Annotated in this window: 9 protein-coding genes, 1 tRNA gene and 2 pseudogenes; 9 read left to right on the forward strand and 3 right to left on the reverse strand. The window is 42.1% G+C overall.

The annotated features are described in order from the left end of the window. The first annotated feature begins 41 nt into the window (after positions 1 to 41). Together cysE and P4S61_RS12515 are read left to right on the forward strand one after the other, a co-directional pair. Entirely contained in the window at positions 42 to 860 is an 819-nt protein-coding gene (gene cysE, locus P4S61_RS12510) for a serine O-acetyltransferase (protein WP_337118347.1), read from the forward strand. A 25-nt stretch (positions 861 to 885) separates the two neighbouring features. Next, positions 886 to 1,557, forward strand: coding sequence for a hypothetical protein (locus tag P4S61_RS12515; protein ID WP_337118348.1), 672 nt, complete (start codon positions 886 to 888; stop codon positions 1,555 to 1,557). Positions 1,558 to 1,563: 6 nt separating this feature from the next. Here P4S61_RS12515 and xseA read toward each other — a convergent pair whose 3' ends face one another. Continuing rightward, positions 1,564 to 2,898 (reverse strand): exodeoxyribonuclease VII large subunit, encoded by a 1,335-nt coding sequence (gene xseA / locus P4S61_RS12520; RefSeq protein WP_337118349.1) that lies wholly within the window; start codon positions 2,896 to 2,898, stop codon positions 1,564 to 1,566. 135 nt (positions 2,899 to 3,033) lie between these two features. Here xseA and guaB point away from each other — a divergent pair. After that, positions 3,034 to 4,502 (forward strand): annotated as a pseudogene (guaB, locus tag P4S61_RS12525) (IMP dehydrogenase). A 103-nt stretch (positions 4,503 to 4,605) separates the two neighbouring features. Next, positions 4,606 to 6,183 (forward strand): glutamine-hydrolyzing GMP synthase, encoded by a 1,578-nt coding sequence (gene guaA / locus P4S61_RS12530; protein WP_182739811.1) that lies wholly within the window; start codon positions 4,606 to 4,608, stop codon positions 6,181 to 6,183. A gap of 157 nt (positions 6,184 to 6,340) precedes the next feature. On the opposite strand, the gene P4S61_RS12535 is transcribed toward guaA, so the two are convergent. Further along, entirely contained in the window at positions 6,341 to 7,225 is an 885-nt protein-coding gene (locus P4S61_RS12535) for a LysR family transcriptional regulator (RefSeq protein ID WP_337118350.1), read from the reverse strand. A 131-nt stretch (positions 7,226 to 7,356) separates the two neighbouring features. On the opposite strand from P4S61_RS12535, the gene P4S61_RS12540 reads away from it, so the two are divergent. The 4 genes from P4S61_RS12540 to rimI all read left to right on the forward strand — a co-directional run bounded on the left by P4S61_RS12540 (position 7,357) and on the right by rimI (position 10,090). Beyond that, complete coding sequence (locus P4S61_RS12540) at positions 7,357 to 8,712, forward strand: MATE family efflux transporter (protein ID WP_337118351.1); 1,356 nt, start codon at positions 7,357 to 7,359, stop codon at positions 8,710 to 8,712. A 479-nt stretch (positions 8,713 to 9,191) separates the two neighbouring features. Further along, positions 9,192 to 9,268 (forward strand) — tRNA-Trp (locus P4S61_RS12545). A 65-nt stretch (positions 9,269 to 9,333) separates the two neighbouring features. Beyond that, positions 9,334 to 9,642: a hypothetical protein gene (locus P4S61_RS12550; RefSeq protein ID WP_145235500.1), complete on the forward strand. Its 309-nt coding sequence runs from the start codon at positions 9,334 to 9,336 to the stop codon at positions 9,640 to 9,642. Beyond that, entirely contained in the window at positions 9,629 to 10,090 is a 462-nt protein-coding gene (gene rimI / locus P4S61_RS12555; RefSeq protein ID WP_337118352.1) for a ribosomal protein S18-alanine N-acetyltransferase, read from the forward strand. The genes P4S61_RS12550 and rimI overlap by 14 nt, the downstream gene beginning before the upstream one ends. On the opposite strand, the pseudogene P4S61_RS12560 reads toward rimI, so the two are convergent. Next, positions 10,076 to 12,756 (reverse strand): annotated as a pseudogene (locus P4S61_RS12560) (ATP-binding protein). The gene rimI and the pseudogene P4S61_RS12560 overlap by 15 nt on opposite strands. A 262-nt stretch (positions 12,757 to 13,018) precedes the next feature. On the opposite strand from P4S61_RS12560, the gene prfC reads away from it, so the two are divergent. Further along, the gene (prfC, locus tag P4S61_RS12565) at positions 13,019 to 14,602 is read left to right on the forward strand and encodes a peptide chain release factor 3 (protein WP_145235504.1); all 1,584 of its coding nucleotides are present in this window, start codon (positions 13,019 to 13,021) and stop codon (positions 14,600 to 14,602) included. The last annotated feature ends 30 nt before the right edge of the window (positions 14,603 to 14,632 follow it).

Below are 14,632 nucleotides of genomic sequence, written 5' to 3' on the forward strand. Positions count from 1 at the left end.
CTGCATAAAAGCTTATCTTCGTATTAATCTAAGGCCGTCCTATGCGTCATGAAATTTGGCAACAGCTCCGCACCGAAGCAAAAGAAGTCGTTACCCGTGAACCTCTATTAGCAAGTCATGTGTATTCATGCATTTTAAATCATGAGTGTTTAGGGTCTGCGTTGAGTTTTATCGTTGCCAATAAGTTATCTGATGCTGTGGTATCTGCATTTACTATCCAGGAGTTATTTGATCAGGCTTTTGTTGAATGTGATCGAATGCTTACTCATGTTGCCCATGATATAAAAGCCGTTAAAGATCGTGATCCCGCTGCCGATACATATTTAACTGTGATATTAAATTTAAAAGGTTTCCATGCAATTCAAGCACATCGACTCGCCCATTGCTTATGGTTACAAAACCGTAAAGAGCTCGCTCGCTTTATTCAAAGCCGTACCTCAGAAGTATTTGGCGTTGATATCCATCCTGCTTGTAAAGTCGGCCATGGTATTATGTTTGACCATGCAACTGGTATAGTGATTGGTGAAACAGCTGTTATTGAAGATAACGTCTCTATTTTACAATCAGTTACTCTAGGTGGTACTGGTAATGAAAAAGGCGATCGTCATCCGAAAATTCGCGCCGGTGTTTTAATTGGTGCTGGGGCTAAAGTGCTCGGCAATATTGAGGTCGGCGAGGGCGCCCGAATTGGCGCAGGCTCAGTGGTACTGAGCGCCGTACCACCACACACCACGGTTGTAGGCGTACCAGCTAAAATTGTTGGTAAACCAAATTGCCCCTGTCCAGCGAAAAGTATGAATCAGAATTTTTTAGAGGTTGATGAGCCGCAAAACGAATCACACACCAGTGCAATGCTCTAAGTAAAAAACTTAAAAGGAATTAAGTATGAGTAAAAATGATCCATTTTCGCTGTTGTTAGCATTTATCACAGGTGTTGTTCTAACGTGGAGTTATTTTGCGTTGAGCTCTGACGAAGCAGCTCCTGTGACTACAACACAAACACAGGTACTTGAACAAGAAGTCAAAATAATGCCTGCCAGTACCGTAGCTGCAGAGCTAGATACAGTATCCCAGTCTCAACAAGTGACTGATATTACCTCGTCTGCCCAAGATACATCAGCGCAAACAACGGATGAACAAACGCTTGAGCAACAAGTGCAACAGCTCAAGCGTGAGTTACTGAAACAGCAAAAATTAGTAAAAGCTTACGAACAACAATTACAAGCACCGTCCGATTTTGAACAAGCTTTGCTAGACAAGTTTACTGAGCAAAGTCGCAATGAAGAGTGGGCTTATCGTACCGAGACTGCTATGAAAGACTTTTTACAGATTGCTGATCTTGGCATCACCCCTGAATTAGTTAGTGCGCAGTGTAAAAGTTCGGTATGTAAATTTGAACTTGCAGCGCCAAAGGATGTAGATGATTTTGATCATACCCAATGGCGCGAACTCAACGATAAGTTGGTACAACAAGACTTTTGGCAGCAATTTAAAGTCAGTACTTCAAAATCAAGCGATCGCGATTTTTCATTATTATTAAGTACTGAGACAGAATAACGAGCCTCAGCTGACACGAGCTTGAATCACGCCATCAGCAAGCTCGGTTACAATTAAATCACCTTGAGTTACTTGCTTAATAGACTTAATCACTTGCCCTTGCTCATTTTTAGTGATGCTATAACCACGAGCGAGTACATTGAGCGGACTTACAGATTCTAATCGGCTAGCCTGCATTGCGAGGGTATTTTGGGCACTGTGTAATTGTTGCTGCATGGTTTGTGTTAAACGCCCTTGCAGTTGCTGTAATTGATGACTTGCCTGAGTAATTTTGCGATCTGGTGAGCGCTGCATTAGTCGCGGCGTTAGATTATTTAAGCGGCGCTCATATTGATAGAGCCGATTTTGTATCGCCTGCTGTAATGCTACTGTCAATTCATCTAAACGTTGCGCTTGTTGATTTAACTGATTACGCGGATGACATAATGTTAAACGGTGCTCAAGTGCTGTTGCAACGCTTTGCTTTGCAGATAACTGATGTTTAAACGCATTGGCTAAGCGATTTAATTGTTGTTGGATTTGATTATAAAGTTCGCTGCTATTGGGGCTAACAAGCTCTGCAACCGCGCTTGGCGTTGCGGCGCGCACATCGGCAACATAATCGCTAATGGTGGTATCAATTTCATGACCGACAGCACTGATAATTGGTAGGTTACTGGCAAAAATAGCGCGTGCCAGTAGCTCATGGTTAAAGCACCATAAATCTTCTAGTGATCCACCACCGCGGCCTAAAATAATTACATCAACTTCATTGCGGGCATTAGCAATATTGATTTTATCAATTAATTGTAGGTGCGCGTCTTTACCTTGCACCATAGCAGGGTAGATCACGACTTCAAGTTGTGGCGCTCGACGCTTAAGTACCGTTAAAATATCTTTGATAGCCGCCCCGGTGGCTGATGTAATAACACCAACACGATGCACAACCCCAGGCAATGGTTGTTTATGGGCGGAGCTAAATAAACCTTCGGCGGCTAAGCGCATTTTTAATTCATCAAACTGTTGCTTTAGTTGCCCTTCGCCAGCAGCTTCCATGTGTTCAACAATCAGCTGATAGTCACCACGCGGTTCATACAGCGATACTCGGGCTCGAACTGTCACTTGTGCGCCATTTTCAGGGCGATAGCGTTGGCCTCGATTGTTGCCTCGCCACATCGCCGCTTTTACTTGAGCGCGATCATCTTTGAGCGTGAAATACCAATGACCAGAGGCTGGTGTAATGAAATTTGATATTTCGCCGGTTAAATTTAACGATGCGAATCCTTGTTCGAGTACGGTTCTTATTTCTCTATTTAACCTAGAAACGGTATAAATCGTTTGCTGCTGGGATGTTACGGCCATAAAGCGACTCTAAAAAGCGATGATGGGGGTATTTTATCATAAATAATTGTGAAATCTTATTTACTCGTGCCCACAACGCTGATAAAATTTGGCCGCAATTCCTTAAACAAGATCCACATGTGAGAAGTTGCCAAAATGCTTAGAATTGCTAAAGAAGCTCTTACCTTTGATGACGTACTTTTAGTACCGGTCATTCTACTGTTTTGCCACACACGGCAAACATTTCAACTCGCTTAACGCGTGGTATCAAACTTAACTTGCCGCTAGTTTCAGCATCTATGGATACTGTTACCGAAGCACGCTTAGCGATTGCGCTAGCGCAAGAGGGCGGTTTAGGTTTTATCCACAAAAACATGACAATTGAAGAACAAGCCAAAAACGTACGTAAAGTTAAAACGTATGAAGCGGGTATTGTTTCTTTCCCTGTTACTGTGACAGCGGATTTAACCATTGCAGATGCAATTGTACTTGCTGAAGAAAAAGGCTTTTCAGGTTTTCCGGTAACGGACGCTGAAAACGGCCTTGTTGGTATTGTTACCAGCCGCGATATGCGTTTCGAAACCAAGCTTGAGCAACCGGTTTCAACAGTGATGACTAAAAAAGAAAAGTTAGTCACTGTAAAAGAAGGTGCTGCGCGTGATGAAATCTTAGGATTAATGCACGAACACCGTATCGAAAAAATCCTTGTTGTTGATGATGCGTTTAAATTAAAAGGCATGATCACAGTAAAAGATTATCAAAAAGCACAAGACAAACCACATGCATGTAAAGATGAACAAGGTCGTTTACGTGTAGGTGCTGCCGTTGGTGTAGGTCCAGGTACTGATGAGCGTATTGCTGCATTAGTCGAAGCGGGCGTTGATGTATTACTAATTGATACCTCACATGGTCATTCTCAAGGTGTTATCGACCGTGTTGCACAAACTCGTCAAACTTACCCTGAACTACAAATTGTAGCTGGCAATGTGGCAACAGCTGAAGGTGCGATTGCGCTTGCCGACGCCGGTGTTGATGCAGTTAAAGTAGGAATTGGCCCAGGTTCAATCTGTACTACGCGTATTGTTACTGGTTGTGGTGTACCACAAATCACAGCTATCTCTGATGCTGTTGATGGCCTAAAAGGTCGTGACATTCCAGTGATTGCTGATGGTGGTATTCGTTTCTCAGGTGATATTGTAAAAGCACTTGTTGCTGGTGCATCATGTGTGATGGTTGGCTCAATGCTAGCGGGTACTGAAGAAGCGCCTGGTGAAGTCGAGCTTTACCAAGGCCGTTACTACAAGTCATACCGTGGTATGGGCTCGCTTGGTGCGATGAACCAAAAAGAAGGTTCATCAGATCGCTACTTCCAAAAATCAAATCAAGCAGACAAGCTTGTGCCAGAAGGGATTGAAGGTCGTGTGGCTTATAAAGGTCCAATCGCGACAATCATTCACCAACAAGTTGGCGGCCTGCGCAGCGCAATGGGTTTAACCGGTTGTGCCACGATTGAAGAATTAAACACTAAACCTCAGTTTGTACGTGTTACTTCAGCAGGTATGGGTGAGTCACATGTTCATGATGTGCAAATCACCAAAGAAGCACCTAACTACCGCTTAGGTTAATAGCTTCAAATCTATTAAAATTACTGGGCTAGCTTCGCTAGCCCTTATTTATTATAGTCATTCAGGTAACCTGAGTGCTAGTTCTTGACTAACGAGACCCTCAATGAGCAAAGACATTCACGATTCACGAATTCTTATTTTAGACTTTGGTTCGCAATACACGCAATTGATCGCCCGCCGTGTGCGAGAAATTGGTGTTTACTGTGAACTGTGGGCATGGGACGTAACGGAAGAGCAGATCCGTGAGTTCAATCCACAAGGTATCATTCTATCTGGTGGCCCTGAGTCAACAACCTTAGAAAACAGCCCGCGTGCCCCTGAGTATGTATTCAATGCAGGCGTACCTGTACTTGGTATTTGTTACGGCATGCAAACAATGGCTACTCAGCTTGGCGGTAGCGTTCATAGCTCTGATAAGAAAGAGTTTGGTTACGCGCAAGTTGAAAAAGTCGGTAACTGTGCATTATTTGACGCTATTGAAGATCATATTACTGATGGTGGCAATGGCATTTTAGACGTGTGGATGAGCCATGGTGATAAAGTAATGGAAATTCCAGATACTTTCAAAACCACTGCTAAAACATCTACTTGCCCACATGCGGCAATGTCTAACGAAGAAAAACGTTTTTACGGCGTACAATTCCACCCAGAAGTAACCCACACTCATCAAGGCCAACGTTTACTAGAACGCTTTGCGATTGATATTTGTGGTTGTGAAAAACTGTGGACTGCTGCAAAAATCATTGATGACGCCATAGAGCGCATTAAAGATACTGTGGGTGATGACGAAGTAATCTTAGGTTTATCTGGTGGTGTTGATTCATCAGTGGTGGCTATGCTTATTCACCGCGCGATTGGCGACCGTTTAACCTGTGTATTTGTTGATAACGGTTTACTGCGTTTAAACGAAGGTCAGCAAGTAATGGATATGTTTGGCAATAAGTTTGGCCTAAACATTATCAAAGTGGATGCCGAAGAATTATTCTTAGCGGATCTTGCTGGTAAATCAGACCCAGAAGACAAGCGTAAAGCGATTGGCCATACATTTATTAAGGTATTTGATAGCGAATCTAAAAAGCTTAAAAATGCAAAATGGTTAGGTCAAGGTACTATCTATCCAGATGTTATCGAGTCAGCAGCGTCTGCAACTGGTAAAGCGCATGTGATCAAGTCTCACCATAATGTGGGCGGCTTACCAGATGACATGGAAATGGGCTTAGTTGAGCCACTGCGTGAATTATTTAAAGATGAAGTACGTAAAATTGGTTTAGAGCTCGGTTTACCGTACGACATGCTTTATCGTCACCCGTTCCCTGGGCCTGGTCTAGGTGTGCGTGTACTTGGCGAAATCAAAAAAGAGTACTGTGACTTATTACGCCGTGCTGACGCGATCTTCATCGAAGAACTACACAAAGCCGAGCTTTACCATAAAGTAAGCCAAGCATTCACGGTATTCTTACCGGTGAAGTCTGTAGGCGTTATGGGTGATGCACGTAAGTATGATTGGGTTGTAAGTCTTCGTTGTGTTGAGACTATCGACTTTATGACTGCACGTTGGTCACATTTACCGTATGAGTTCTTAGGTCTGGTTTCAAACCGCATCATTAATGAAATCGACGGTATCTCACGCGTTGTTTACGATATTTCAGGAAAACCACCTGCGACAATCGAGTGGGAATAATTTTTAGGCCTGAAACGTCTGGCACTAACAGGCATTAAACTAAAGTCCGCGTAATTGCGGACTTTTTTTGTTCGGAACATCACTGAAAAAATGCTGTGATACTTTGTTCTATAAGTCAAAATATAAGAGCAGAGCCTTTCGATTGCGCAGGAAGATTTTATATAGCGTGATTGTTCATTAAGTGGCGCATTTGCTCTGTAATCCAATCTGTTAATTTATTGCTTGGGCTATCGAGTCGTTTTACTATGCCTATTTCAATTAATTGATCCGTTAAGAAGTCGGCTTGAGCTATTTTTATTTGTTCAAAAAACCAATGCGCCTTGGCGATATGCTCAGGCACGATGGCCCAGCCTTGATTCTGCGTTACCAATTCACAAATCAAATAATAACTGTCTAAATCCCAATGATCTGGGCTTAGGGCATTTTCGCGGTTTTCTCCTGAGCGGTTGCAGAGTACGAACTGACGATATTGTTGTAGTTGCGCAAGGGTCAATACATCTTCTTTAGCAAGAGGGTGCTTGTTACCGACAATCAGGATTTTTCTAAAATATCCTAAAGACTGTAAGGTTAACTTGGGTGGCAAAGCACTGTTGCTAATCATAAAACCAATGTCGGCCTTTTGATTAGCAATGGCATTGGCAATGTCGTCTTGTGAGCCATTGGTAATAACCAAATGAGTGTTAGGAAACAAATCGCCTACTTGAGAAAAAATAGAATGGATGGTTTCCAGTGGTAAGGCTTCATCCAGGGCGATTCGTAACGAAATGGGCTCTTTGTTCGCAGCTGTAAGTGCTCTTGAATCTAATCGAAGGCATTGGTTAAGCACGGCTCGAGCTTCGGGAAGCATCTCTTTCCCCAGAGGCGTTAATACGGGGTATTTAGAGCTGCGATCAAATAACTCAAACCCTAAATCCAATTCTAAATTGGCTATGGCGCTACTAATTCGTGATTGTGCCTTTTGTAATTGCCTTGCTGCTGCAGAAAAAGAACCCTGCTCAGCGGCGGTAACAAAAGCCAGTAATTGATCCAATGTCCAATTCATTCCTATCTCCTAAACGGCCATTTAGCGGCTAGTTAAGTTTTTTAATCCATCCTTTAAGCGGATGGTAACTGACTTTCTTATATCTCAATTAAATATATTATGCCCGCATTATTACCTTCTGGATATTTAAGATGCAAGCTGCCCCACAAGTTCAACCGTCACAATCCGTCGCAGGCACGTTTTGGCGTTTTGCCATTCCTTCCATCGTCGCTATGTTAGTCAGTGGTCTATATCAGATCATTGATGGTTTCTTCGTTGGTCACTATGTTGGGGCAAACGGACTTGCAGGTATCAACATGGCAATTCCATTGCTTGGTTTAATCATGGGCTTTGGTTTGCTTGTTGGTATGGGAGGCGGCAGCGTGTTGTCTAAATATCGTGGCGAGAATAACCTCGTAGCCACTCAAGCAACACTCATCACAGCGCTTTTCTTGATTATTTTGATCGGCTTATTGGCCACAGTTGTGTTTATCGTTTTTGGTCAGAGCCTGCTCAATATTCAAGGCGCGACCGGCGTCACCTTAGAGATGAGTTGGGGTTATGTGCAGATCATGTCGTTTGGGGCGCTTATTTCGATTGGTGCTAGTGCCATGCCGATGTTGGTTAGAAATGACGATAGCCCAAACCTTGCGACGGTCTTCATCATTGTTGGTGCCTTGACCAATATTGTCTTGGACTATGTTTTCTTAGGCCATCTTGATATGGGATTAAAAGGTGCAGCTATTGCTACCTTAATTGCTCAATTAACCACTTGTATATTGTGTTTACGTTACTTTACGTCGTCAAAAGCTAAAACCAAGCTATCGGTCAAACAACTTGATAAGACCATCGCCGCTCGTATCGTGCAATTAGGGTCGTCAAACTTAGTGATGTTTATCTACTTCAGCTTCGTCATGGCGTTCCATAACATGCAATTTATGGCCTACGGAGACACCACGCAGTTAGCCGCATTCGCGATTGTTGGCTACTTAGCGAGCTGTTATTACTTCTTCGCTGAAGGCTTAGTCAGCGGCTTGCAGCCACCAGTGAGTTACTACTTAGGCGCCAAGCAATACAAACGCATTAGCGAAACCGTAAAACTGGCTTTTTCTGTTACCGTTGGGTCCGGTATAGCTTTGGTAATACTGTTTAACATTTTTCCAGAAATCTTTATCAGCATCTTTACCACAGGCAATGATGCATTACTTGAAGCAAGCAAAAACGGTATTCGTTTACACTTAATGGCATTGTTTTTAGATGGCTTCTTATTCATGGCGTCCATCTACTTCGTCGCCGTTGGTAAAAGCGGACAAGCCCTGTTTGTTTCCGTCGGCAATATGTTGATACAGTTTCCTTTCCTATTCATCTTGCCGAAATACCTAGGTATCGATGGTGTTTGGTTAGCCGTCCCTTTATCTAACATTGCCTTCGCATTGATCGTACTGCCGATGCTATTAAGCAACCTGAAAGGTTTTATGTACATGCATAAACAACAAAGTTTCGTTTAAAAAACAATAAGAAAAGAATAGTAAGGATATTTTTATATCGACGAGCGTTAAATAACTTTTAGGCAAAAGCGAGTTATGAGTTTTAACAACAAGAGTCTGCATCACTTAGTATGACTTGATATGTAGCTGGTCGCTCATGTTTTGATACGCTTTAAAAATGGACAACAAGTTGAGTATAAAAAGTGAATAGAATTGAACTTAACCGCGCTTACTACTGAAAAGAAGCATGGGCTTCGTTGTGATATGGCCGAATCCTCAGTCTGGGCCAAAGCTGAACTAAAACGTCTGCGAGTAGCAAAAAGTAAAAAATGCTGAGCATGGATATATATGAAGGCTTATCCTAGTTTAGGTAAGTAATTATAAAAACGGCGAATTAGTTGGCTAATTCGCCGTTTTGTTTATTTAAAAAGCAGTTAAACTAAAAGAGTGATTTTTTTCTTTACCTTTAGCGAAACTTCTCTATAATTCGTCGTCATTGCAGGGGCGTAGTTCCAATTGGTAGAACAGCGGTCTCCAAAACCGATGGTTGGGAGTTCGAGTCTCTCCGCCCCTGCCACTTCTTCTTTACATAGCCTTGATTACTTCTTATATTGTTCCAGTGTTTAAATCTACTGAGTTTTTATGCATCCACGATACGCAGCTATTTTTGGTATAGAAAACCTCGAACTAAATCAGCATTTCCGATTACAGCCAGTCGCTGAACAACGTTCTGATGCACCAAGTGCAGCGCCGCAGGTAAATATAGAGCTAAGTACAACGCTATTGGCTGATTTAAATCGCGCTATTGCCCCATTAAAAATTAGCCAAGTAGTGCAAAGCGATAAGCTTGCATGGCATGATGGTCAATTGAGCTTACCAACCCAGCAGCTTAATGCTGATAATAAACGCGCGCTATGGGCGCTGATGAGCACACACCTTGATAACCTTTGAATCTGTTAATGAATTATCCATTGATGCGCTGATGCGTGTTGAGAACGCGTGTCACACTCATCCGTGGACAGTAAACACTATGCAATCATGTCTCGCTGGGCGTTACTTTAATTTAGCTGCGTTTAATGAGCAGCAAATTATTGGTTTTTATATCGGTGAAAAAGCAGGGCCTGATTTTACTTTAATGGATATCTGCGTGGCACCTGATTTTCAGGGGCTGGGGATTGCCAAACAATTGCTTGCAGCGTTTATTGAATACGGCGAAAAGCATCACGCTGAAAACTTATTTTTAGAAGTACGTGAAACCAATACTCGTGCCATCGCCTTATATGAGCAGGCAGGCTTTAGTGAAATGTCGGTACGTAAAAATTACTACCCAAGTAGTGACCCATCAAAAAATGGCCATGAAGATGCTATCTTAATGGGAATGACATTACTTTTTGGTTAATGACTGTTCTTGTTGCAAGGTATATTTTATCGCTTCAATTAAGCTCAGTGCCAAATAATCACGGCGGTTGTGATCACGGCCACGTAAATTATCTTCAAGTGTGGCCGCCGCATGGTGAATATTACTAAAACCAAAACAACCAGCACTGCCTTTTAAACTATGGGCCAGTGCTCTGAGCTGCTCCCACTCACCATTATTGTATAGCTGCGTAACGTCGGTTAAATAACCTGGCAGTTTTAAGCGATAGTTGTCGTTGATCTGTTGAAATTTTTCGCTGTTTAGCAAGCTATCCCATTTATTTTGGCTGTCTTTTTCAATATTTAAATAGCTAACAAGCACACTTTCTAAGGCATCTTTATCGATAGGCTTAGCCAGTGCTTCGTCGCAACCGGCTTGCAAATAGGTGTTTACGTCATCTTTCATTACATTCGCGGTAAGTGCAATGATCGGCCCATCGTAGGCTGCATGGCGGAGCATTTGTGTGGCTTCTAAGCCGCCCATTACCGGCATTTGCATGTCCATAATGATTAATTGATAGTCATTCACCAGCGCCATTTCAACAGCTTCTGCACCATTGTTGGCTATATCAGGCTCAAGCCCCCATGTTTGCAGTAATAACTTGATTAGTACTTGGTTGTCAGGGTTATCCTCGGCGACTAATATATTGGCATCAAAGCTATTTTCTGCGAATGAAAGCTGTAAGTCCTTAGCGGGAGTTAATTGGCTTAACTCAGTCAGCATTGGCACCGTTTGTTGTTTATCAGCAGGTAAGTTACAGGCAATTTGCACGCAGAAACAGCTTCCTTGGCCTGGCGTGCTTGTTACATAAACATCACCACCGAGCAATTGTGCTAAATTTTTAGAAATACATAAGCCTAAGCCAGTGCCGCCAAAGCGTCGTGTTGTTGTTGTATCAGCTTGTTCAAAAGGTTTGAATACCCGTTCAACTTCTCGCTCTGACATGCCAATACCGCTATCTTTAATGGCAAATTCTATGAGTTGTAAATCACTGTTATAGGTAATATCTAATTCAATTAAACCTTGCTCGGTAAACTTCACTGCATTGCTGGCAATATTAATGAGAATTTGCTTTAAACGAGTGCTATCACTATTAATTATACGCGGTAATGGTAAGTGAAAATTGATATTGCAGTTAAGTTTTTCTCTTGTGATAAAGGACGAATAATCGAATCAATATCATGAACTAACTGCACAATATCTAGCGGTTCTTTTTCAACAGCTAATTTTTCGGCTTCGATTTTCGACAAGTCTAAAATATTATTGATGAGTTCAAGTAAGTGTTTAGAGTTACGTAATATAGTATTTAGGTGCCAAGCGTCGCCGGTTGTATTTTGGCTGTGTAATAGCTGCTCAGTAAAGCCCATGATAGCGGTTAGTGGTGTACGTATCTCATGACTCATATTGGCTAAAAAGCGGCTTTTTAATTGGTTCGCTTGTTCCGCTTGGGCAATGGCTACCTCGAGTTGACTATTCATGGTTTCAAGTGCCTTGGTACGGCTTTCGACTTTATCTTCTAGGTGATGTTTATATTCTTCAAGTTCGTCTTGATAATGACGAATTTGGTTCACCATGTGATTAAAATCATTAAATAATACCCCCACCTCATCATTATTATGGGCAGGCAAATATACCGACAAATCGCCGTCACCTACTCGATGGCTGGCTGCCCCAAGTAACTCAATTGGGTTTAGTAGTAAATTACGTACCACAATAAAAATCAGCATCGGTAGGGTGATCACTGAAATAATCACGATCAAGGCGGTGATCAAACTGATCGCTTTGCCGGATTGATAAAGCAAGGCTTTGGGGATGGTCGAGACATAATAATAACCGCCGCTCATTTGGATGGCGTAAATCATCCGTTCAACTTTATCAATACTCGATAACTCTATGGTTGAGAGCTTACCTAGATCGGCTAAGTCGTGAATTTGTTGCAGCTCATATTCGCTAATATATTGACCGCGCTTATTGTAGTCTGAGCTAAATAATATTTTGCCATTGCTGGTCAGTAATAAATTTAAGGTATTGTTATAGGGCGCTTCTAAAATGCTGGTATTTAAAATCGATGGCTCAACATGCAACACAATAAACCCTAGTTGTTGCGGGCGTTTAAGGTAGTAATCAGCACTGTAAATACGTTGAATAAAATACAAGCTGGTAGTGCCATCTTGTTTTTGCACCATAAACTGTTGTTGGCGTAAGTTACTTTGTAAAACTTGTGAGAAAAATGGATAGCTGGTTGGTGCGGTATTTAAATTACTGGAGTAATAGGCGTCGCTTTGACCATCCGGAGAGACTAAATTTACGCTAACAATATCGGGGTAAGCTTCTGAATAGCTTGCAAATACATCCATTAGTGCGCCTAGACGACGGGTGTAATTGCCGTTATCGCGTAAGTCATCTGCTAAAAAGTCACTTAGTACAGGGGAGGCCGAGAGTAACTTTGTAGTAGAGTGGAATGAATCGATGTAATTGAACATTTTTTGTTGTTGCTGTTCAACAAAACGGCTAACAATGAGCTCGGCTTGTTTTTGTGTGGAGCTGGTAACGTTGGTGAGAGTAAAGCCACCTAAAAACAATAACGGTAAAATCACCAAAGGCGTGATATACCATAATAATCTTATACTTAACTTACTTGTTCTCATACCCAAACAAAATATCCTCCATGTAATCTATCAATAGTATGCGTTAGCGTAAAATTACACAAGTTTAGTGCGTTCGCTGCAGCAAACGGGTTGAGCTGATTTTAAACCAAGTTATCGGCTAATTACTTGCAATCGTTGCTTTTTTGGCTAAGACAAACAAGGTATAATGTGACTAATTCTATTTTATATTTACAGTGCGTAGCGAAGACCTGTGCTTAGGTTTGTTTTTGGTTGCGCCTTGTTATGACTTAAAGCGGCTTACATGTCTAATTTATTAAACGAAATCAATACGCGACGCACGTTCGCGATCATCTCGCATCCGGATGCTGGTAAAACTACCATCACCGAAAAAGTACTGTTGTTCGGACAAGCTATTCAAAAAGCGGGTACCGTTAAAGGCCGTGGCTCTAATCAACATGCCAAGTCTGACTGGATGGAAATGGAAAAAGAGCGTGGTATCTCGGTCACGACCTCTGTTATGCAATTCCCATACAATAAAGCGCTAGTAAACTTACTTGATACCCCAGGACATGAAGACTTCTCTGAAGATACTTATCGTACCTTAACTGCGGTCGATTCATGTTTGATGGTGATCGATGCGGCTAAAGGTGTTGAAGATCGTACTCGTAAATTAATGGAAGTAACGCGCTTACGTACCACGCCAATTGTCACATTTATGAATAAATGTGACCGCGATATTCGTGATCCGATGGAGTTGTTAGACGAAGTTGAAACAGAGCTAAATATAGCTTGTGCACCGATCACATGGCCAATTGGCTGTGGTAAAGAGTTTAAAGGTGTTTATCATATTCACCGCGGAGAGACCTTGTTATACAAAACCGGCCAAGGTCATACTATTCAAGAAGTACGCAGCATTAAAGGGCTTGATAATCCTGAGCTTGATGCAGCGATCGGCGATGAGCTTGCTGGGCAACTGCGTGAAGAGTTAGAACTTGTTATTGGTGCATCGCACGAATTTGATTTAGAGCTATTTTTAGCGGGTGAGTTATCACCAGTGTACTTTGGTACTGCGCTTGGTAACTTTGGTGTTGATCATGTGCTTGATGGCCTAACTGAGTGGGCACCAACGCCATTACCGCGTGAAACAGAAGACCGTACTGTTGTTGCAACAGAAGAGAACTTCACTGGCTTCGTATTTAAAATTCAAGCGAATATGGACCCTAAGCACCGTGACCGTATTGCGTTTATGCGTATTGTGTCGGGTAAATACAGCCAAGGCATGAAAATGAACCATGTGCGTATAGGTAAACAAGTCAGTATTTCTGATGCGGTAACCTTTATGGCGGGTGATCGTGAGCGTGCAGGTGATGCTTTTGCAGGTGATATTATTGGTTTACATAACCACGGTACGATCCAGATAGGTGATACCTTCACACAAGGTGAAAAGCTTAAATTTACTGGTATTCCAAACTTTGCGCCGGAATTATTCCGCCGCATTCGTCTGCGTGATCCACTTAAGCAAAAGCAATTATTAAAAGGTTTGGTGCAGCTATCTGAAGAAGGGGCAGTACAAGTATTTAGACCGCTTATTAATAACGACTTAATTGTAGGCGCGGTTGGTATATTGCAGTTTGATGTGGTTGTAGCGCGTTTGAAAGCAGAATATAACGTAGATGCTTTATACGAAAGCGTAAATGTAAATACCGCACGTTGGGTAAGTTCGACTGACGTTAAAAAGTTTGAAGATTTTAAACGTAAGTGCGAAAGCAACTTAGCGCTTGATGGCGGCGATAACTTAACTTACATAGCGCCGAGTCGTGTAAATCTTAACTTATCAATTGAGCGCTATCCAGAAGTGACATTTAACCACACGCGTGAAAATTAGACTCAAATTTTAATTTAAAGCCCGCTAACG

Source organism: Pseudoalteromonas sp. B160 (assembly GCF_037162485.1).
Taxonomy (GTDB): domain Bacteria; phylum Pseudomonadota; class Gammaproteobacteria; order Enterobacterales; family Alteromonadaceae; genus Pseudoalteromonas; species Pseudoalteromonas rhizosphaerae.

Bases quoted from the DNA above. Each gene is read 5' to 3' on its own strand.
- prfC (WP_145235504.1), top strand. From the start codon at position 13,019: ATGTCTAATTTATTAAACGAAATCAATACGCGACGCACGTTCGCGATC.
- P4S61_RS12550 (WP_145235500.1), top strand. From the start codon at position 9,334: ATGCATCCACGATACGCAGCTATTTTTGGTATAGAAAACCTCGAACTA.
- P4S61_RS12540 (WP_337118351.1), top strand. From the start codon at position 7,357: ATGCAAGCTGCCCCACAAGTTCAACCGTCACAATCCGTCGCAGGCACG.
- P4S61_RS12515 (WP_337118348.1), top strand. From the start codon at position 886: ATGAGTAAAAATGATCCATTTTCGCTGTTGTTAGCATTTATCACAGGT.
- xseA (WP_337118349.1), bottom strand. From the start codon at position 2,898: ATGGCCGTAACATCCCAGCAGCAAACGATTTATACCGTTTCTAGGTTA.
- cysE (WP_337118347.1), top strand. From the start codon at position 42: ATGCGTCATGAAATTTGGCAACAGCTCCGCACCGAAGCAAAAGAAGTC.
- P4S61_RS12535 (WP_337118350.1), bottom strand. From the start codon at position 7,225: ATGAATTGGACATTGGATCAATTACTGGCTTTTGTTACCGCCGCTGAG.
- guaA (WP_182739811.1), top strand. From the start codon at position 4,606: ATGAGCAAAGACATTCACGATTCACGAATTCTTATTTTAGACTTTGGT.